Raw genomic sequence first — 19,118 nt, 5'->3', positions numbered from 1 at the left:
CCGCCCCGTCAGACCGTCCAGCTGCCCAGCACCGCCTCAGCGCCGCTGGTGAAGGCGTATTTACGTCCAACAACCAAACCCTGCAACCCCTTTTTCGAACTTCTTTCGATTCTTTTTTCAGGGGGCCGGTTTCCAGCGAAATTCGGCCTGACGGACCGCCGGATCGCCCCCGTATGTCACCGGCCCGGAACGGTCCCGGCGCGCGTGATCCAAGCGGTTTTCCAGCAAAACAAGCTATATTCACAGATATGCGGTCAAGCATGGCCTGCGCATGGCGGCATCTGTGATCTCTGCGGATGGCCCGCCTCTTGGTCCTGATGGCGCCCGCGTCGCGCCGGGCCTGCCCCCCTTGCCCCTGCGTCAGCGTGCCAAAATGCGATTCGTCCGCGCGTCGGCGAGCGAATCCCGCGCCCTTGGGGCGACTCGATCCCGACTCACCATCACCTCATCGCGCGCATCATCCAGCTGGTGCCTGCGCACACTTACGCTCTGCGGTCCCGGCTCAGCCCTGCAGCACGCTTGGCCAGTTCTCGTCCGCGCTGCGAATCCGTCCGGGAATGTCTCTGGCCCAAAGGGCGCGGACCGCGCGATTGTAGTTCAGATAAAGCCGCCCCTCATGAATGGACCACGCGCGCGGATCGGTACTCGCGGTGTAGCCCTGCGAGACCGCATAGGCGCAATAGCCGCCATATTGCGGAGCATAGGCTTCGGGGTCCGCCTCGAAGGTGGCACGATTGGCCTCGCTCGAGAATCGCCACTCCACGTCTTTCCAGACGAGCGCATGCTCTGCCCGGCCCTCAACCGCCTTGCCTTCGGTGAAATAGGCCACCGGATCATGGCCATTGGCCGCAAGGCCGTCTCTCAGGAACACTTCGGGTTCTGCTGCATGAGCGGGCTGCCCCTTCAACAAAAGGGCGGCCGGCACGCCGGCGGCAAGCCCGGCAAGTAGCAAGCGTCTGGTCAACATGGTCTATCCTCCGCAACCACTGAACGATGCACATAACATGCCCCGCCCTGACCACCTGCAAAAGACCGCCCACGGCGAAGTGATCGCCCGTGACGCCGGCCCTTGGATCAGAAGCTCAGCGTCGCGGCGACGGCTCGTTGCCAGGCACCGTATTTGCGCGCCCGTTCCCCTGCGTCCATCGCCGGAGTGAACTGCCGCTCGAGCGCCCATGTCCGGGCGAAATCCTCGCAGCCGGGATAAAGCCCGATCTGCATGCCCGCCAGCCATGCCGCGCCAAGCGCCGTGGTTTCCAGAACCTCCGGGCGATCCACGGGCGCATCTATGATGTCCGACAGAAACTGCATCGCCCAGTCCGATGCGCTCATCCCGCCATCCACCCGCAAGGTGGCGACCTGCCCCTCGCCCGCCTGCGCGGCCCAATCGGCGCGCATCGCCTCGAGCAGGTCGCGCGTCTGGAAACCGACGCTTTCAAGCGCGGCGCGGGCGAACTCCTCGGGGCGCGAGTTGCGTGTCAGGCCGAACACGGCGCCTCGGCATTCGGCATTCCAGTAAGGCGCGCCAAGCCCGGTGAACGCCGGCACCAGCACCACGTTCTGCGCCGGATCCGCCTGTTCCGCCAGCGGCTGCGTTTCGCTGGCCTGCCGGATGACTTTCAACCCGTCGCGCAGCCATTGCACCACGGCCCCCGCAATGAAGATCGAGCCCTCCAGCGCATAGGTCGGCTGGCCATCCAGCTGATAGGCGATCGTCGTCAAAAGCCGGTTCTGCGAGGCGACGGGCACCTGCCCGGTATTGAGCAAGGCAAAACACCCCGTGCCATAGGTCGATTTCATCATGCCCGGCGTGAAACAGGCCTGCCCCACGGTCGCCGCCTGCTGATCGCCCGCGACGCCCCGGATAGGAATGTCGCAACCGAAAAGGTCGGCGCGTGCCACGCCGTAATCAGCGGCAGTGTCGCGCACCTCGGGCAGCATCTGCATCGGGATATCCAGCAGCTCGCAGATCGTGGCGCTCCAGCGTCCCTTGCGGATGTCATAAAGAAGCGTGCGCGCGGCATTCGTGGCGTCGGTCGCGTGCACGGCACCGCCGGTCAGTTTCCAGATCAGGAAACTGTCCACTGTGCCGAACAGAAGCTCGCCCTTCTCGGCCCGCGCGCGGGCGCCGTCCACGTTATCGAGAATCCATTTCAGCTTGGTGCCCGAAAAATACGGGTCCAGCAGCAGGCCGGTGCGATCGTTGACCATCGGCTCATGGCCTGCTTCTCGCAGCTCGCGGCAATATCCTGCGGTGCGCCGATCCTGCCAGACAATCGCATTATAGATGGGCACCCCTGTCTTGCGATCCCACACAAGGGTGGTTTCCCTTTGGTTGGTGATCCCGATGGCGGCGATATCCGTGCCGCGCAACCCGGCGCGTTCGATCACTTCGCGGCAGGTGCCGGCGGTGGTCGACCACAGATCATTGGGGTCATGCTCGACCCAGCCCGAATCCGGGTAATGCTGGCGAAATTCCTCCTGCGCGGTGGCAACCAGTTTCATATCACTGTCGAACAGGATCGCCCGGCTCGATGTGGTGCCTTGGTCGATGGCTAGGATATGCGTCATCTGTCTTGTCCTGCGCAGTCTGTCTTGTGAAAAAGCGGCCGCCACTCTTGTAGCGGCCGCAGTCTGGCCGGGCCAGTCTGTCATGCGTATCGCATGTCCGGCCAACAGGGAGTTGAAACGGGGCGACGTTGACCGTCGCCCCGTCAAGCAAGGAGCTTACTTCCAGCTTGCGATCAGCTCGTCATAGCTGACGGTGATCGGCTCTTCTTCCTCGTTTTCCAGCTTGGGCTTGGGCGAACCGGGCTGTGCCAGCCAATACTCCTCGCCCTGCTCGTCGTTCATGACCGGACCGATATCGCCCTGAACGCCGGCACGCTCGAGACGCGCCATGACGTTTTCCATGTCGCTGCACAGGCTGTCCAGCGCTTCCTTGGCGGTCTTGGCGCCCGACATGGCGTCACCGATATTCTGCCACCAGAGCTGTGCCAGCTTGGGATAGTCGGGGACGTTGGTGCCGGTGGGCGACCACTGGGTGCGCGCCGGGCTGCGGTAGAATTCCACCAGACCGCCCAGTTTCGGCGCCCGCTCGGTGAAGCTGTCGTGCTGGATCGTGCTTTCACGCACGAAGGTCAGGCCGACATGGCTTTTCTTCACGTCGATGGTCTTGGATGTCACGAACTGCGCATAAAGCCATGCGGCCTTGGCACGATCGACAGGTGTGGATTTCATCAGTGTCCAGCTGCCCACATCCTGATATCCGACCTTCATGCCGTCCTGCCAATAGGCGCCATGCGGGCTGGGGGCCATGCGCCACTTGGGCGTGCCGTCCTCGTTCATCACCGGAAGATCAGGCTCGACCGAGGCTGCGGTGAAGGCGGTGTACCAGAACATCTGCTGGGCCACATTGCCCTGAGCGGGGATCGGGCCAGCCTCCGAGAAGGTCATGCCCTGTGCCGCGGGGGGCGAGTATTTCTGCAGCCATTCGATCGCCTTTTCCACCGCATAGACAGCCGCCGGGCTGTTCGCGGCACCGCCGCGCGCAACGCAGGCACCCACGGGCTGGCTGTTCTCGTTCACCCGGATGCCCCATTCGTCGACCGGCAGGCCGTTGGGTTCACCCACGTCGCCCATGCCGGCCATCGACATCCACGCATCGGTATAGCGCCAGCCAAGGCTCGGGTCTTTCTTGCCGTAGTCCATGTTGCCGAAGACTTCGCCCTCGACCCCAAGATGGCTCAGATCGCGCCCGGTGAAGAACTCGGCGATATCCTCATAGGCCGACCAGTTGACCGGAACGCCCAGGTCATAGCCATAGGCGGCCTTGAAGTCGGCCTTGTTCTTTTCGTCGTTGAACCAGTCATACCGGAACCAGTAGAGGTTCGCGAACTGCTGGTCGGGCAGCTGATACAGCTTGCCATCAGGTGCTGTGGTGAATTCCGTGCCGATGAAATCGTCCAGATCGAGACCGGGGTTGGTCACGTCGCCACCTTCGCCGGCGATCCAGTCGGTCAGGTTGCGCACCTGCTGATAACGCCAATGCGTGCCGATCAGATCGCTGTCGTTGACATAGGCGTCATAGATGTTCTCGCCCGACTGCATCTGCGTCTGCAGCTTTTCCACCACGTCGCCTTCGCCGATCAGGTCATGGGTGACCTGGATGCCGGTGATCGCGGTAAAGGCCGGGGCCAGCACCTTGGATTCGTATTCATGCGTTGTGATGGTCTCGGACACCACCCGGATATCCATGCCCGCAAACGGCTGCGCGGCATCGACGAACCATTGCATCTCGGCTTCCTGCTCCTCACGGGTCAGAACCGACATGTCGCCGATCTCCGAGTCCAGGAAGGCGCGCGCCTCGTCCATTCCGGCAAAGGCCGGGCCGGACATCAGCGTCAGGGCAAGCCCCAGGGCCGTTGTTGATTTCAAGGTCAGGTTCATTGGTCTATTTCCTCCCTTTTGAACCGTTCAATCGTCTTTTGTCGAGGAACTGCGTGATAAGCGCGCCGGGTCTCCTCCCTCCCCGGCCCGCTGCCTGTTCCTAGACCCAGCGAAACACCGCAAAGGCATAGATCAGGCAAACCAGCAGCGCATATGGCTGATGCGCGCCGACGATCCCGAGCCAGCCCAGATTGATGAAGGCCGACCCCAGAAGTGTGATGAAAAGGCGATCTCCCCGCGTCGTCTCGATCCGCAGAATGCCCGTGCGCGGCGTTTCCGGGAACTTGATCGCAAGGATCGAAAAGATGATGAGAAGCCCCGCGATGCTCAGAAAGAAAATCGCTGTCGGCCATGTCCATGCCATCCAGTCCATGACGTCTCTCCTTTCCTAGACCCGGCCCAGGGCAAAGCCCTTGGCGATGTAATTGCGCACGAAGTAGATGACCAAGGCGCCCGGCACGATCGTCAGCACACCCGCCGCCGCCAGCACGCCCCAATCCAGCCCGCTGGCCGATACCGTGCGCGTCATCGTCGCCGCGATGGGCTTTGCGTCCACCGATGTCAGCGTCCGGCTCAGCAGCAGCTCCACCCATGAGAACATGAAACAGAAGAACGCCGCGACCCCGATGCCCGAGGCGATCAGCGGCATGAAGATCTTCACGAAGAACCGGCCGAAGCTGTAGCCGTCGATATAGGCGGTCTCGTCGATCTCCTTGGGCACGCCGCGCATGAATCCTTCGAGGATCCACACCGCCAGCGGCACGTTGAACAGGCAATGCGCCAGCGCCACGGCGATATGCGTATCGAACAGGCCCACCGACGAATAAAGCTGGAAGAACGGCAGCGCGAACACAGCAGGCGGCGCCATCCGGTTGGTCAGCAGCCAGAAGAACAGATGCTTGTCGCCCATGAAGTGATAGCGGCTGAACGCATAGGCGGCCGGCAGTGCCACCGCCACCGAAATCACCGTGTTCATCACCACATAGATCAGCGAATTGACATAGCCCATGTACCAGCTGGCATCGGTCAGGATCGTCACATAGTTCTGCAGCGTCAGATCCCGGGGCCAGAGCGAGAATTCGCCAAGGATCTCGGCATTCGTCTTCAGGCTCATGTTCACCAGCCAGTAGATCGGCAGCATCAGGAACACCAGATACAGCGTCATCACCACGGCGCGGCTGTTGATCTTCGGAAGGCTCAGACCGCGTGCGGGGGCTTGTGTGCTCAGATCGGCCATTTACTTGCCCTCCCGCCGGTCAAGATTGGTCATCACCGTGTAGAACACCCACGAGATCAGCAGGATCACGAGGAAATACATGATCGAGAACGCCGCCGCCGGGCCGAGGTCGAACTGCCCAAGCGCCATTTTCACAAGGTCGATCGACAGGAAGGTGGTGGCATTGCCCGGCCCGCCCCCGGTAACCACGAAAGGCTCGGTATAGATCATGAAACTGTCCATGAACCGCAGCAGGATCGCGATCATCAGAACCCCGGCCATCTTCGGCAGCTCGATATAGCGGAACACTTTCCAGCGGCTCGCCTGATCGATCTTGGCTGCCTGGTAATAGGCGTCGGGAATGGATTGCAGACCAGCATAGGCCAGCAGCGCCACAAGCGAGGTCCAGTGCCAGACATCCATCACGATCACCGTGGCCCAGGCCGAGATGAAATCCTGCGTGTAGTTGTAGGGAATGCCCAGCTTGTCCAGCGTGTGGCCCAGCAAGCCGATATCGACCCGGCCGAAGATCTGCCAGATCGTGCCGACCACGTTCCACGGGATCAACAGCGGCAGCGACATCACCACAAGACAGAAGCTGGCCCAGAACCCGCTTTTCGGCATGCTCAGCGCCACCAGAATGCCAAGCGGCACCTCGATCGCGAGGATGATCGCCGAGAAGGCCAGCTGACGGCCAAGCGCATTCCACATCCGCTCGGAATGCAGCAGATCGTCGAACCACTCCAGCCCCGCCCAGAAGAACTGGTTGCCGCCGAACGTGTCCTGAACCGAATAATTGACCACCGTCATCAGCGGAATGACCGCCGAGAAGGCCACCAGCACCAGAACCGGCAGCACAAGGAACCATGCCTTCTGATTGACCGTTTTTTCCTGCATCACGCGGCCTCCCCGGCAGATCCGTTTCCTGCACCCTCGGGCGACACGCGCCAGTCATTGGCGTAGACATTGACATGCGCGGGATCGAAGACCACCCGCGTCATGTCCGCGCCGATCCGGTCCCCCTCGCCGGCGATGATGTTGATATCGTTTCCGAAACACTCGGCCCGGACGATCTTGTGGCGGCCCACATCCTCGACGCGGCGCACTTTCACCGGCAAGCCGTCGCTATCGGACAGGCGGGCGAATTCCGGGCGCACGCCGATCTCCACCTTGCCATCGAGCGCGCCATATCCGCCACTCAGCTCCACCGATGATCCGTTGATATAGGCGTGCTTTCCTTCGACCTTGGCGGGGATCACGTTCATGCCCGGCGAGCCGATGAAATACCCCACGAATGTATGCTCGGGACGTTCGAACAGCTCCTGGGGCGTGCCGATCTGCACCACCCGCCCGTCATACATGACCACCACCTTGTCCGCGAAGGTCAGCGCCTCGGTCTGGTCGTGGGTCACATATATCATCGTGTGCCCGAATTCGTGATGCAGCGACTTGAGCTGCGTGCGCAGCTCCCATTTCATATGCGGGTCGATCACCGTCAGCGGCTCGTCGAACAAAAGCGCGTTCACATCCTTGCGCACCATGCCCCGGCCAAGGCTGATCTTCTGCTTGGCATCCGCCGTCAGACCCCGCGCCTTGCGGTTGAGATCGGCCTCCATGCCGATCATCCGGGCAACCTCCTGCACGCGTTCGGCCACATAGGCTTCGTCGCGCCCGCGATTGCGCAGCGGGAAGGCAAGATTGTCATGCACGGTCATCGTGTCATAGACGACCGGAAACTGGAACACCTGCGCGATGTTGCGCTCGGCGGTGGGCGCGCGCGTCACATCGCGTCCATCGAACAGAACCCGGCCCTGACTGGGATGCAGCAACCCCGAGATGATATTGAGCAGCGTGGATTTCCCGCATCCCGACGACCCGAGAAGCGCATAGGCCGCGCCATCCTCCCAATCGTGGTTCAACTCCTTGAGCGCGTAATCCTCCTCGCCCGCAGGTTTGGGCAGGTAGGAATGCGCAAGGTTATCGAGCGTGATCTTCGCCATTCTTCCCCTCCTCCTCAGGCCGCCAGCGCATAGGCCGCGGGCGCCACCAGTGCCCCGTCCTCGCCGAACACATAGACATGTCGCGGATCCAGAAAGACCTCCAGATCGGCACCAAGCGGCAGATCGTGGACCCCGTGGATCAGCCCGACCCAACGCTCGCCGTGGTGATCCAGATGCACGAAGGTTTCCGAGCCGGTCAATTCGGTCACCGTCAGGCGCGTGACGAATTTCATCGCATCGGCGGTATGCTTGCCGATCTCCAGATGGTTGGGCCGGAACCCGGCGGTATAGCGACCGTCGGGGATCTCGGCCAGCTTGCCCACGGCAGGCGCGCTTTGCCCGTCGCCGAACAGCAGCTTGTTGCCTGTCTTGCTGACCTGCAGGAAATTCATCGGCGGATCGCTGAACACCCGTGCGGTGATCGCATCCACCGGACGGCGATAAACATCGGGCGTCGGCCCGAACTGCGTGACCCGGCCTTCCCAAAGGGTCGCCGTGTTGCCGCCCAGCAAAAGCGCCTCCTCCGGCTCGGTCGTCGCATAGACGAAGATCGCGCCGGATTCCTCGAAGATCTTGGGGATTTCCACGCGCAATTCCTCGCGCAGCTTGTAATCCAGGTTGGCCAGCGGCTCGTCCAGCAGGACCAGCCCCGCGCCCTTGACCAGCGCGCGCGCCAGCGCGCAGCGCTGCTGCTGGCCACCCGACAACTCCAGCGGCTTGCGGCCCAGCATCGGGGTCAGCTTCATCAGCTCGGCGGTCTTGTGTACGGCTGCGTCGATCTCGGCCTTGGGCTTGCCCATCAGCCGCAAGGGCGACGCGATATTGTCATAGACGCTCATCGAGGGATAGTTGATGAACTGCTGATAGACCATCGCGACATTGCGGCTCTGCACACGGATGCCTGTCACATCGTCACCGTTCCACAGGATGCGCCCCGCGTTCGGCACATCGAGACCCGCCATCAGGCGCATCAACGATGTCTTGCCCGACAGGGTTGGCCCCAGAAGCACGTTCATCGTGCCCTTCTCAAGGCTCAGGTCGGTCGGGTGGATATGCACCTGCCCGTTCACCACCTTCGACACACCGTCCAGTTTCAGCGTCATCCGCGTCGTCCCTCCCTCATGCCCTAAGCGCCGCCGAACTCTTGGCCGGCGGTGTCGTGGCATCGTCTTGCGTTGCCGCCTCGACCATCCACGCCTCCAGCGCGGCGATCTGGTCGGCACTCAATCTCAGCCCAAGCCGCGTGCGCCGCCAGACCACATCCTCGGCGCTGCGCGCAAATTCATGACGCATCATCCACGCCACTTCCCGCCCAGTCAGCGTCGCGCCGAAATCCGGCCCCAGATCTTCGGGGGTTTTCGCGTCACCCAGCATCACCGCCGCCTCGGTCCCGTAGGCCCGGATCAACCGCCTTGCCCAGAATGCATCCAGAAACGGATACGCCCGGCGCAGATCGGCGGTCAACTGCTCCGCCCCGTCAACGGCGAAATCCCCTCCCGGCAAAGCCACGCCCGCCGTCCACTCGCGCTCGGCACCCTCGAAGAACGGCGCGATCCGGGCCATCGCCGCCTCCGCCAGCTTGCGATAGGTCGTGATCTTGCCGCCGAAGACATTCAACAGCGGCGCCCCGCCCATGTCATCCAGCGTCAGGACATAATCCCGCGTCGCCGCCGTGGCCGATTTGGCGCCGTCGTCATAAAGCGGCCGCACGCCCGAATAGGTCCAGACGATATCCTCCCGGCTGACCGGCGTGCGGAAATACTCCGACGCGAAGCGACACAGGTACTCGGCCTCTTCCGGGGTGCATTCCGGCGTCGCGGACACATCCTCGTGCTCGGCATCCGTGGTGCCGATCAACGTGAAATCCGTCTCATAGGGGATCGCAAAGATGATCCGCCCATCCGCGCCCTGAAAGAAATAGCATTTGTCGTGATCATACAGCTTGCGCGTCACGATATGGCTGCCGCGCACCAGCCGCACACCTTCGGAAGAATTCTGGCGCAGGGTATTCTGGATCACGTCCTTGACCCACGGCCCCCCCGCATTGACCAGCGCCCTTGCCCGCGTCTCGCGCGTCTCGCCCGTCTCGGTGTCTTCCGTCCGGATCAGCCACAGCCCGTCCTCGCCGCGCTGCGCCGAGACAACCCGCGTCCGGGTCCGGATCACCGCACCGCGGGCCTCAGCGTCGCGCGCGTTCAGGATCACCAGCCGGCTGTCCTCGATCCAGCAATCGGAATATTCGAACGCCCGGGTGAACTTGTCTTTCAAGGGCCGCCCCGCCGGATCGCTCGCCAGATCGACGCTGCGCGTGCCCGGCAGGATCTCGCGCCCCCCCAGATGATCGTAAAGAAACAGCCCCAGCCGGATCAGCCAGGCGGGTCTGCGCCCCTTCATCCACGGCATGACCAAGTTCAGCAACCGCGATGTCGGTGTCTCGCCCTCGAACCGCATGTCGCGATGATAAGGCAGCACGAAGCGCATCGGCCAGCTGATATGCGGCATCGCCCTCAGAAGCGTTTCGCGCTCGATCAGCGCCTCTCGCACCAGCCGTATCTCGAAATACTCAAGATACCGCAGCCCGCCATGAAACAGCTTGGTGGATGCCGAAGAGGTGGCCGAGGCCAGATCATTCATCTCGGCAAGCTCGACACTCAGCCCACGGCCCGCCGCATCGCGCGCGATCCCGCAGCCATTGATGCCGCCTCCGATCACGAACAGATCGATACTTTCATCGCCCTTGGCTGATGGCACCTGAGCCTCCCCCTCTCATGGCCGGATGTGAGCGCAAACGAAACACGGAAGCCACGATCAAGTCAATGACGAATGTTCGTTTATTTTCGCTTTGCAATTTCACCTTGTTATTGAATGGTTTTCTCCGCCATTTCGCACCTGCAGAAACCTTGAAAACCAGAAAATCGCATCCATAACGAAACGAATCGAACGCCAGACTTGAACGCCCGCCCAAAACGAACATAATCGAACAACACAGCAGGAGCCGCGCCGACGTGTCCCAATCCTTCCGCCATCCCGACATCCTCGAAATCGCTCGACTCGAGGGCAAGGTCATGGTCGAGGATCTGGCCGAACGCTTCGATGTCACCGTCCAGACGATCCGCCGTGACCTGACCGAACTGGCAAATGCCGGCAAACTCGAACGGGTGCATGGCGGCGCGATCCTGCCCTCGGGCGTGACAAACATCATCTACGAGGAACGCCGCCGCCTGAACGAAGACGCCAAGCAGGCCATCGGCCGTGCCTGCGCCGCAGCGATCCCCGCCAGCGCATCGGTCTTTCTGGATATCGGCACCACGACCGAGGCCGTGGCCCGCGAGCTTCTCGATCATGACAACCTGATGGTGGTCACCAACAACATGAACGTGGCCAATACCCTGCTGGCCAACAAAAGCTGCGAAATCGTGGTGGCCGGCGGCACCTTGCGCCGCGCCGATAACGGGCTGGTGGGAACCCTGACCGCCCGCACCATCGAGAATTTCAAATTCGACTACGCGATATTGGGCTGCTCGGCCATCGACGAAGATGGCGACCTGCTGGATTTCGACATTCAGGAGGTCGTCGTCGGACAGACGCTCCTCAAACGCTCCCGCGAGGTGTTTCTGGTGGCCGATCACTCGAAATTCAAACGCAGCGCGCCGGTGCGGATCGGCTCGCTGCGCGACATCGACCACGTGTTCACGGATCGCACCCTGCCCGGCAGCCTCTCGGAAAACTGTGCCGCCTGGGATACAGCCGTGACCGTTGCGGCCTGATGGACTGAAGCGTTCCGCCTTTGATCTGAGGCATCAGCAAAAGGCGGAACGGTTTAGCTGCCGTAGACCTCGCACCAGCGCTCGATCAGCTTTTGCTGCAATGTCTTCGACCTTGCATTCCAGCTGGCAGAGCCCGGCGGCCTCCCGGCCGCGCCCCGGTCGATGCGGGCGCGCTGTGCGGTATTGGCGGAAAAAATGGCGAATGCCATCTCGGTGCCGTCCGGCGCGGTGACATAGCCTGCCAGCGTGCTCACGAAATAAAGCGTGCCGGTCTTGGCCACCACCTTGATCGGATGGCGGGGATCCACCCGGCCATTGCCATCGCGCAGCGGAAAATCCTTGAGGATCGGGTTCAACTGCCCATCGCCGCGCACCCGCACCAGCGCGCGCGCCATGGCCTCCGCCGACAGCCGTGACCGCTCGCCAAGACCGGAATGATCCACCAGCGCGGCACCCTCCATGCCCAGATCGCTGCGCGCCCAACGGCTCATTTCCCGCGCCGAGGCCGACAGCGACTGCGCGCTCCCGACGCGCTTTGCCGTAGCCGCCATACCGACCAGCTCTGCCGTCAGGTTGTTGGAATATTTCAGCATGTCGCGCAGCACTTCGGTCAGCGGCGCACTGCGATGCACCACCAGCGCCTCGCCTTGCTGGGCGCGCGTCACGGCGCCGCCCGGCTTCAGGACGATCCCGTGCGAGCGCGCGAAGCTGGCGAAGACCTCGCCGGCATAGGCTTCGGGCTTGCGTACCGGCAGCCACCGCGCGCCGCCATTGCCCAGCGCGCCGCTCGCCACCGTCCATGCGTCGTGATCGCCGCCATCGCGATAGGTATAGACCGGCCCCTCGCGCCGCGCGATCGCCATGCGGGCGATGGTCACCGCCGGGCGGTGCGCGTTCGAGCGCGCGTCCATCGTCACGCTGTAACCGTTGCTGCCGCGTTTCCACTCGAAATGCACGCGGTTGAAATTCAGGCTCAGGCCAGACACCGACGGGTTATAGCCCACATGCTCGGGTTGGGTCGGGTCGATCACCCGCTCGAACGGCAGCGCGCCACCCCAGACCCGGAACGCACCGCGCACCTCGCGCACGCCCTTGCGTTTCAACTCCGCCGCCATCGCCGCCAGGGAATCCGTGTCCAGCGTGGGATCTCCGCCCCCCGCCAGAATGAGATCGCCCTTCAGCACACCATTCTCGATCGGCCCCGTCGCCAGCAGCCTCGTGCTGAAGCGGAAATCGCCGCCCAAGGTCTGCAGCGCATAGATCGCCGTGATGGCCTTCGTGACGCTGGCCGGCGGCTGCCCCTCATGGCCGCCCCGCCCCTCGAGGATAAGCCCGCTTTTCACATCCATCACGCTGAAGGTGACCCGCCCGCCCAGGTTGGCCGCATCGATCAGCGCCTCGGCGCCCGGCGCAACCCTTTGCCCGGCCCCTGTGGGCCGCGCCACGGGGCGCAGCGATGTCGCGGGCGCCTGCGAGCATGCAGCCGTTCCCAGCCCGCTCAGCGCGGCCCCAATGAAAAATCGTCGCGAGAAACGCTGTGTGCCCATGGCGCGAAACTAAGCCCCGGAACGCATCTGGACAATCGAATTTCTTGGCGCGGGCATCAATTTTCAGTCACCACGTGGCCAAGCGCCCCCGCTGCGCAGCCGCGTCGAAGACAGCGCCATCATCGGCACGTTCACAAAGCACCACGCCGGCGCCTCACGTCGGCCCAGACACCGGCTTGCCCGTCCCGGCAGCCGTGCGAAGTCATAGATCCGCGCCGCTTTGGACATGCGCGCCGAAATGCGCTGCCCGGGCCGCGCCAACACCCCCAACGGCACCCGTCCCACGATCTCGTGCCAGTCCTGCCACTTGTCCAGCTGCGCCAGGTTATCGGCCCCCATCAGCCACACGAACCGCACGCCGGGCCGCAGCGCCTGCAACCGCCGCAGCGTCTGCGCGGTATAGCGCGTGTTCAGCTGCGCCTCGATATCCGTCACCGCGATGCGCGGATGATCCAGCATCGCCCGGCACGCCGCCATCCGCCGCGCCAGCGGCGCCGGCCCATGCGCCTTGAGCGGGTTGCCAGGGCTGACCACCCACCACACCCGATCCAGCCCGAACCGCTTGAGCGCCTCGCGGCTGATATGCACATGCCCGGCATGAGGCGGATCGAACGACCCGCCCAACAGCCCGATCACCTGCCCCGGACGCGTCATCGGCATATCAATCTTCATGCCCCCCCTTTTGCCAGCCCCGCCTGCCGTGTCCAGAAGAAAAACCGACCACCCCAGCCGCGCGCGCACAGACGATTGCGGCGGGCGCCCGGATTGACTAGATACGGGGCCAACACATCTTCCAACCCATCCCGGAGCAGTCCCCATGGCAGCCTATCAATATGTCTATCACATGCAGGGCGTCTCCAAGACGTATCCCGGCGGCAAGAAATGTTTCGAGAACATCCATCTCAGCTTTCTGCCCGGCGTGAAGATCGGCGTGGTTGGCGCGAACGGCGCGGGCAAATCCACCCTGATGCGGATCATGGCCGGCATCGACACCGACTATTCCGGCGAGGCGTGGTCCGCCGAAGGCGCCAAGGTCGGCTACCTCCCGCAGGAGCCTGAACTCGACCCCGCGCTGACCGTGCGCGAAAACGTGATGCTCGGTGTCGCCGAAAAGAAGGCCAAGATGGACCGCTTCAACGAGCTCGCCATGAACTACTCGGACGAGACCGCCGACGAAATGGCCGCCCTTCAGGACGAGATCGACAGCCAGAACCTCTGGGATCTCGACGCGCAGATCGATGTCTCGATGGAGGCGCTGCGCTGCCCGCCGGACGATGCCGACGTGACCACGCTGTCGGGCGGTGAAAAACGCCGCGTCGCCCTGTGCAAACTGCTGCTCGAAGCGCCCGACATGCTGCTGCTGGACGAGCCGACCAACCATCTGGACGCCGAAACCATCGCCTGGCTGCAACAGCACCTCATCGACTACAAGGGCACGATCCTGATCGTCACCCATGACCGCTATTTCCTCGATGACATCACCGGCTGGATCCTCGAACTGGACCGCGGCCGGGGCATCCCCTACGAGGGCAATTACTCAAGCTGGCTCGAACAGAAGGCCAAGCGCCTCGAACAGGAATCCCGCGAGGACAAGTCCCGCCAGAAGACCCTGGAACGCGAACTGGAGTGGATGCGGCAGGGGCAGAAGGCACGGCAGGCCAAATCCAAGGCCCGGATCAACGCCTATAACGACCTGGCCAATCAATCCGAGCGTGAAAAACTCGGCCGCGCCCAGATCATCATCCCCAACGGTCCGCGTCTGGGTCAGAAGGTGATCGAGGTGAACGGCCTGAAAAAGCACATGGGCGACAAGCTGCTGATCGAAAATCTCAGCTTCTCGCTGCCGCCCGGCGGCATCGTCGGCGTGATCGGCCCCAACGGCGCGGGCAAGTCCACGCTCTTCAAGGTGCTCACCGGACAAGAGGCGCCTGATGAGGGCACCGTCGAATATGGCGACACCGTCTCGCTCAGCTATGTGGACCAGTCGCGCGACGACCTGAAGGATGGCGACAACGTCTGGGAGGCGATCACCGGCGGCGCCGAGATCATTCAGCTGGGCGATGCGCAGATGAATTCCCGCGCCTATTGCTCGGCTTTCAACTTCAAGGGCGGTGATCAGCAGAAAAAGGTCTCGCTCCTGTCGGGGGGTGAACGCAACCGCGTGCATATGGCGCGCCTGCTGAAATCCGGCGGCAACGTGCTTCTGCTCGACGAACCGACCAACGATCTCGATGTGGAAACCCTGCGCGCGCTCGAAGACGCGCTTGTGGATTTCGCCGGTTGCGCGGTGGTCATCAGCCACGACCGCTTCTTTCTCGACCGGATCTGCACCCATATCCTTGCCTTCGAAGGCGAGGCCCATGTGGAATGGTTCGAAGGCAATTTCGAGGATTACGAGGAAGACAAGAAACGCCGCCTCGGCCCCGACGCGCTGGAACCCAAGCGGATCAAGCACAAGAAATTCGCGCGCTGATCCGCGTCGCCGGCACAAGGGTCGCTGACACAAGGATCGGTCTTTCGCCCGCGCCGGACCGCCGCGTGAGACCGATCCCTACCCGTGCCTGACCTCTGCCCACTGACCGCTGCCCGAGATGACCCCGCATCGCCTCGGGCGCGCAACGTCTCGGCCCACATGGTCTCGGGCCACCGCGCAGCCTCGGGCCGCCGCCCGTGACGCAAGACAAGCCCGACACAAGACAAGGCTGCGATCACCCCGGCGGATCGGCCCGGCACCCTGCCCGCCTTGCCGTCTGGCAAAGACAGCCGCCATTTTCGCAAGCGCCGCATGATCCCTGCCCGGATCGCGCGCCAGTCTTGCGCGTCTGCCGTCCCGCGCGGGGCCAAGCCCGCCATGCCACAAGACATCTTGAACCCGACACCACGTTCAGCGCGCCCCGCAAGGCGCACCATGCGCCATGCGCCTGCCGGCATGACAATCGGCATGGCGGCCCGCGCCGCCAGCCATCTCACGAACAAAAGGACGGCCCCAAGGAACAGGGGTGGGAAATGACTCGACATGGCGGCATCTAACCAGAGATGCCTTAAGATCCGGTTACCGGGCGAAATCCCCGATTTTCCTTGCAATCATCGCCGTCACCTGTCATATGCGCCCCTGCTAAGTTATTCTTTTTCGACCCACTGTCTCCCTTCAAACGGCGCTCAGTCAATCGATCCAGACGACGACGCCGGGTTGCCGCAGTTCCGCGGGCAGCACAAATCCAAGGAGACGACGGATGGCCAATGGCACCGTGAAGTGGTTCAACTCAACCAAAGGCTTCGGCTTTATCGCACCTGAAACAGGTGGCAAGGACGTTTTCGTTCACATCAGCGCCGTCGAGCGTTCGGGCCTCACCGGCCTCGCAGACGACCAGAAAGTGACATACGACGTCGAAGCAGGCCGTGACGGCCGCGAAAGCGCGACCAACCTGCAGCTCGCATAAGCGACTGCTCCGGTCCCTTCCGGACCGTGTTCAAGACTTTGCGGGGGCGGGCCAATGGCTCGCCCCTCTATCTTTTCGGGGCGGCATCGTGGCCTCTCTGCGTCAAACACGAACTTCGTTACTCTCGTGTGTCTCGCGCCTTTTCACGCGCAAGGTCGCGCGCCTCGCGCTCCAATGCGCGGCGGCGATACCCCTCTTCCAGCGCATCCTGTTCGGCCTTGCGGCGGCGCTCGTCTTCCAGCCCGACACGTTCCCAGACGCTCATGCTGTTTCTTTCGCGCTCCTGCTCCTCGGCCTCGCGCGCTTCCTGCGCCAGCCGCTCTGCGCGGATTTCCGCAAAGGCGACTGCGATTTCGGGATAAATGAGCGGGCTGCCATCATCGTCATCGTCATCGTCATCACCGCTGACGGGTTTTCCTTCTTTTGCCGGGGTCACTGTGCTCTCGGGTGCTGATGTGCCGTCCTCGGCCGATCCCTCCTTGCCGGCCACAGGCGCCCTCACGCGCTTGTCCAGAAAGTCATCCAGCTTGATTTCCTGCGCGATCTTCATCTGCACCCATGTGGCCAGCAGCCGGTTGATCCGTGCCTGGTACCCGTTGCCCATCGCCCTGAAGACCCGCAGCACCGAGCGATCCAGATAGAGCGTCACCTTCTCTTTTTTCTCCTCGACATCCAGATCGGCCTCCAGCGTGTGCCAGGCGTCGGGGATCACGTCTTCGAGCATCGACGAGATCCAGCCGTCGCGGTTGAGATGTATGAGGTTCTTCATCAGCCCTTCGCGGGCGATCCGTTCGGTCTTGGTCATGCGGGCCATGTGCTCTCTCCATCTTGCCTCGCGAACATGCCTGGCAAAGGGTTAACAGGCGCCTGCCGGAGCGCGCGCTGCACCGACGTGATACCGACGTGATACCGATGCCATACCGCCGCGGATTTTCGCACCGTTCACCGGGTTTTGATTTTTTCGGCACGGGGTGGCATTCTATACGTCGGCGTGTGTTTTGAAGGGGACCTCATATGCTCAACCGTCGTCATTTCATCGCGACCGGCCTTGCCGCCACCGCACTGCCTGCCGCAGCTCAAGCCTTTGAACTGGAAGAGAAATTCAAGCCCACCACGGTGAGCATCTCGAGCCAATACGCGCCCGGGCAACTGCTCGTCCTGCCGCGCGCGCACTTCCTCTACTTCGTGACCGCCCCCAACGAGGCCATCCGCTACGGCGTCGGCGTCGGCAAAGCCGGCCTCCAATTCACCGGCACCGCCACCATAGACGTCAAGAAAAAATGGCCCACCTGGCGCCCCACCGACGAGATGATCGAGCGCGATCCGAGTGCATATGGACGTTTCAAAGGGAATGATTATGTCCAGCCCGGCGGACCGGAAAATCCCCTTGGAGCAAGAGCGCTGTACCTGTTCCAGAACGGGCGCGACACCTATTTCCGCATTCACGGCACCAACGCGCCGCGGTCCATCGGGCGATCTGTGTCGAACGGCTGCATCCGGATGCTCAACGAGCATGTCCAGGATCTCTACGAGCGAGTGCCGATCGGAACAGTCGTGACCGTCCTTTGAGCATTGGGTGATGGGCGCAAGGCCCCATCACTTTTTTTGGTTTATTTTCTCTTGAAGAGGGCCAAGGCCAGTTCCATATTGCCTACCGCGACGTTACCTCTATCGACCATCTGCTCCGACCACGGCGCTGTCACTCGATCTTGCTCTGACTGCGCCGGGCTGCCGCACTGAAGCGGGCAGCGACATCAAAAGGAGAAAACGGATGGCCAACGGCACCGTCAAATGGTTCAACACCACCAAAGGCTACGGCTTCATTGCGCCTGAAGGTGGCGGCAAGGACGTCTTCGTGCATATCTCGGCAGTGGAACGCGCTGGTCTGACTGGTCTTGCAGACAATCAGAAAGTGACCTTCGACATCGAAGCAGGCCGCGACGGCCGCGAATCCGCGGCGAACATCGCTCTGGCCTGAACCGCCGCGCGCACAAGAACATGGGACGGGCCCCCGGCAGGGCCCGTTTTTTTATGTCCGCAGTTCACTCAACCCGCTGGACCAGATCGACAACAGCAGGTCCAAGCACCTCCACGATCCGCTCGACACCTTCGGAATTTGGATGGATTCCATCGGGCTGGAAATAACGGCGGGCTTGCGCCGGATCATCCTGACCCAGACCGGCAAAGAAATTCTCGAAATAAAGCGTGCCGAATTCCTGCGCCAGATCGGGATAGATGCTGTCGAATGAGGTCTTGTACTCGGCGCCGTAATTGCCCGGTGCCTTCATGCCCACCAAAAGAACCTCGACATCACGAGAGCGAGCCGTCTCTAGTATCGCACGCAGGTTGCTCCGAGCATCTGAAGGATCCAGACCGCGCAGCAAATCATTGCCGCCGAGCGTCACGATCATCGCGTCCACTTCGGGCGTCAGACTCCAATCCACGCGCGCGGCCCCACCGGCGGTCGTATCCCCCGATACACCTGCATTGATCAGGTCAACCTGAACCCCGTTGGCCGCGAGCCAGGCATCAAGCTGCGGCACCAGCCCTTGCGCTTCGGGCAGGCCGTAGCCTTGTGTCAGGCTGTCGCCAAAGGCCAGCACCGTGACATCCTCGGCCATCACGGGTGTTGCGACCAAAAGAAACATGGTCGCAACCTTGCCGCGCATAGACCACACACCATATTCAAAAAAGTCGTT

Annotated in this window: 18 protein-coding genes; 5 read left to right on the top strand and 13 right to left on the bottom strand. The window is 62.6% G+C overall.

The window, feature by feature from the left end; all coding sequences use genetic code 11:
- Positions 1 to 502: 502 nt before the first annotated feature.
- The 9 genes from F3H35_RS13375 to glpD form a co-directional block, all read right to left on the bottom strand.
- Complete coding sequence (locus F3H35_RS13375) at positions 503 to 967, bottom strand: YHS domain-containing (seleno)protein (protein WP_149780052.1); 465 nt, start codon at positions 965 to 967, stop codon at positions 503 to 505.
- Positions 968 to 1,074: 107 nt separating this feature from the next.
- Positions 1,075 to 2,571: a glycerol kinase GlpK gene (gene glpK / locus F3H35_RS13370; protein ID WP_149780051.1), complete on the bottom strand. Its 1,497-nt coding sequence runs from the start codon at positions 2,569 to 2,571 to the stop codon at positions 1,075 to 1,077.
- A 156-nt stretch (positions 2,572 to 2,727) separates the two neighbouring features.
- Entirely contained in the window at positions 2,728 to 4,449 is a 1,722-nt protein-coding gene (locus F3H35_RS13365) for an ABC transporter substrate-binding protein (protein WP_149780050.1), read from the bottom strand.
- A gap of 100 nt (positions 4,450 to 4,549) precedes the next feature.
- Positions 4,550 to 4,822, bottom strand: a complete 273-nt coding sequence (locus F3H35_RS13360; RefSeq protein WP_007817003.1) for a DUF2160 domain-containing protein — start codon at positions 4,820 to 4,822, stop codon at positions 4,550 to 4,552.
- A 15-nt stretch (positions 4,823 to 4,837) separates the two neighbouring features.
- On the bottom strand, positions 4,838 to 5,686 hold the full coding sequence (locus F3H35_RS13355) for a carbohydrate ABC transporter permease (RefSeq protein WP_149780049.1): 849 nt from the start codon (positions 5,684 to 5,686) through the stop codon (positions 4,838 to 4,840).
- Entirely contained in the window at positions 5,687 to 6,562 is an 876-nt protein-coding gene (locus F3H35_RS13350; protein ID WP_007817000.1) for a carbohydrate ABC transporter permease, read from the bottom strand.
- Positions 6,562 to 7,665 (bottom strand): ABC transporter ATP-binding protein, encoded by a 1,104-nt coding sequence (locus tag F3H35_RS13345; protein WP_149780048.1) that lies wholly within the window; start codon positions 7,663 to 7,665, stop codon positions 6,562 to 6,564. The genes F3H35_RS13350 and F3H35_RS13345 overlap by 1 nt, the downstream gene beginning before the upstream one ends.
- A gap of 14 nt (positions 7,666 to 7,679) precedes the next feature.
- Positions 7,680 to 8,768, bottom strand: a complete 1,089-nt coding sequence (locus tag F3H35_RS13340; protein ID WP_149780047.1) for an ABC transporter ATP-binding protein — start codon at positions 8,766 to 8,768, stop codon at positions 7,680 to 7,682.
- Positions 8,769 to 8,784: 16 nt separating this feature from the next.
- Complete coding sequence (gene glpD, locus F3H35_RS13335) at positions 8,785 to 10,416, bottom strand: glycerol-3-phosphate dehydrogenase (RefSeq protein ID WP_149780046.1); 1,632 nt, start codon at positions 10,414 to 10,416, stop codon at positions 8,785 to 8,787.
- 254 nt (positions 10,417 to 10,670) lie between these two features.
- Here glpD and F3H35_RS13330 point away from each other — a divergent pair, with 254 nt between their 5' ends.
- A complete protein-coding gene (locus F3H35_RS13330; RefSeq protein ID WP_149780045.1) occupies positions 10,671 to 11,432 on the top strand; it encodes a DeoR/GlpR family DNA-binding transcription regulator in 762 nt (253 codons plus the stop codon).
- Positions 11,433 to 11,485: 53 nt separating this feature from the next.
- Here the strand turns inward: F3H35_RS13330 and dacB are convergent, their stop codons facing one another.
- Positions 11,486 to 12,979 carry a D-alanyl-D-alanine carboxypeptidase/D-alanyl-D-alanine endopeptidase gene (gene dacB, locus F3H35_RS13325; RefSeq protein WP_149780044.1) on the bottom strand — a complete coding sequence of 498 codons (1,494 nt, stop codon included), beginning with the start codon at positions 12,977 to 12,979 and terminating at the stop codon, positions 11,486 to 11,488.
- Between the two features lie 63 nt (positions 12,980 to 13,042).
- Positions 13,043 to 13,651 (bottom strand): nicotinate-nucleotide adenylyltransferase, encoded by a 609-nt coding sequence (locus tag F3H35_RS13320; RefSeq protein ID WP_149780043.1) that lies wholly within the window; start codon positions 13,649 to 13,651, stop codon positions 13,043 to 13,045.
- Positions 13,652 to 13,796: 145 nt separating this feature from the next.
- On the opposite strand from F3H35_RS13320, the gene ettA reads away from it, so the two are divergent.
- Positions 13,797 to 15,452 carry an energy-dependent translational throttle protein EttA gene (gene ettA / locus F3H35_RS13315; protein ID WP_149780042.1) on the top strand — a complete coding sequence of 552 codons (1,656 nt, stop codon included), beginning with the start codon at positions 13,797 to 13,799 and terminating at the stop codon, positions 15,450 to 15,452.
- A 760-nt stretch (positions 15,453 to 16,212) separates the two neighbouring features.
- Entirely contained in the window at positions 16,213 to 16,419 is a 207-nt protein-coding gene (locus tag F3H35_RS13310) for a cold-shock protein (RefSeq protein ID WP_007816986.1), read from the top strand.
- A gap of 118 nt (positions 16,420 to 16,537) precedes the next feature.
- Here the strand turns inward: F3H35_RS13310 and F3H35_RS13305 are convergent, their stop codons facing one another.
- Positions 16,538 to 17,233, bottom strand: a complete 696-nt coding sequence (locus F3H35_RS13305; protein WP_149780041.1) for a BrnA antitoxin family protein — start codon at positions 17,231 to 17,233, stop codon at positions 16,538 to 16,540.
- Between the two features lie 200 nt (positions 17,234 to 17,433).
- Here F3H35_RS13305 and F3H35_RS13300 point away from each other — a divergent pair, with 200 nt between their 5' ends.
- Together F3H35_RS13300 and F3H35_RS13295 are read left to right on the top strand one after the other, a co-directional pair.
- Entirely contained in the window at positions 17,434 to 17,988 is a 555-nt protein-coding gene (locus F3H35_RS13300) for a L,D-transpeptidase (RefSeq protein WP_149780040.1), read from the top strand.
- 202 nt (positions 17,989 to 18,190) lie between these two features.
- A complete protein-coding gene (locus F3H35_RS13295) occupies positions 18,191 to 18,397 on the top strand; it encodes a cold-shock protein (RefSeq protein WP_007816981.1) in 207 nt (68 codons plus the stop codon).
- 64 nt (positions 18,398 to 18,461) lie between these two features.
- On the opposite strand, the gene F3H35_RS13290 is transcribed toward F3H35_RS13295, so the two are convergent.
- Complete coding sequence (locus tag F3H35_RS13290; protein ID WP_223228409.1) at positions 18,462 to 19,088, bottom strand: arylesterase; 627 nt, start codon at positions 19,086 to 19,088, stop codon at positions 18,462 to 18,464.
- Positions 19,089 to 19,118: the final 30 nt, after the last annotated feature.

The organism is Roseovarius litoreus (assembly GCF_900142765.1).
Classification (GTDB): Bacteria; Pseudomonadota; Alphaproteobacteria; order Rhodobacterales; family Rhodobacteraceae; genus Roseovarius; species Roseovarius litoreus.
This window is presented reverse-complemented; position numbering and strand designations above follow the sequence as displayed.

Bases quoted from the DNA above. Each gene is read 5' to 3' on its own strand.
- F3H35_RS13355 (WP_149780049.1), bottom strand. From the start codon at position 5,686: ATGGCCGATCTGAGCACACAAGCCCCCGCACGCGGTCTGAGCCTTCCG.
- F3H35_RS13300 (WP_149780040.1), top strand. From the start codon at position 17,434: ATGCTCAACCGTCGTCATTTCATCGCGACCGGCCTTGCCGCCACCGCA.
- F3H35_RS13350 (WP_007817000.1), bottom strand. From the start codon at position 6,562: ATGCAGGAAAAAACGGTCAATCAGAAGGCATGGTTCCTTGTGCTGCCG.
- dacB (WP_149780044.1), bottom strand. From the start codon at position 12,979: ATGGGCACACAGCGTTTCTCGCGACGATTTTTCATTGGGGCCGCGCTG.
- glpK (WP_149780051.1), bottom strand. From the start codon at position 2,571: ATGACGCATATCCTAGCCATCGACCAAGGCACCACATCGAGCCGGGCG.
- F3H35_RS13365 (WP_149780050.1), bottom strand. From the start codon at position 4,449: ATGAACCTGACCTTGAAATCAACAACGGCCCTGGGGCTTGCCCTGACG.
- F3H35_RS13290 (WP_223228409.1), bottom strand. From the start codon at position 19,088: ATGCGCGGCAAGGTTGCGACCATGTTTCTTTTGGTCGCAACACCCGTG.
- F3H35_RS13295 (WP_007816981.1), top strand. From the start codon at position 18,191: ATGGCCAACGGCACCGTCAAATGGTTCAACACCACCAAAGGCTACGGC.
- F3H35_RS13375 (WP_149780052.1), bottom strand. From the start codon at position 967: ATGTTGACCAGACGCTTGCTACTTGCCGGGCTTGCCGCCGGCGTGCCG.
- F3H35_RS13360 (WP_007817003.1), bottom strand. From the start codon at position 4,822: ATGGACTGGATGGCATGGACATGGCCGACAGCGATTTTCTTTCTGAGC.
- F3H35_RS13345 (WP_149780048.1), bottom strand. From the start codon at position 7,665: ATGGCGAAGATCACGCTCGATAACCTTGCGCATTCCTACCTGCCCAAA.
- F3H35_RS13320 (WP_149780043.1), bottom strand. From the start codon at position 13,651: ATGAAGATTGATATGCCGATGACGCGTCCGGGGCAGGTGATCGGGCTG.
- ettA (WP_149780042.1), top strand. From the start codon at position 13,797: ATGGCAGCCTATCAATATGTCTATCACATGCAGGGCGTCTCCAAGACG.
- F3H35_RS13305 (WP_149780041.1), bottom strand. From the start codon at position 17,233: ATGGCCCGCATGACCAAGACCGAACGGATCGCCCGCGAAGGGCTGATG.
- F3H35_RS13340 (WP_149780047.1), bottom strand. From the start codon at position 8,768: ATGACGCTGAAACTGGACGGTGTGTCGAAGGTGGTGAACGGGCAGGTG.
- F3H35_RS13310 (WP_007816986.1), top strand. From the start codon at position 16,213: ATGGCCAATGGCACCGTGAAGTGGTTCAACTCAACCAAAGGCTTCGGC.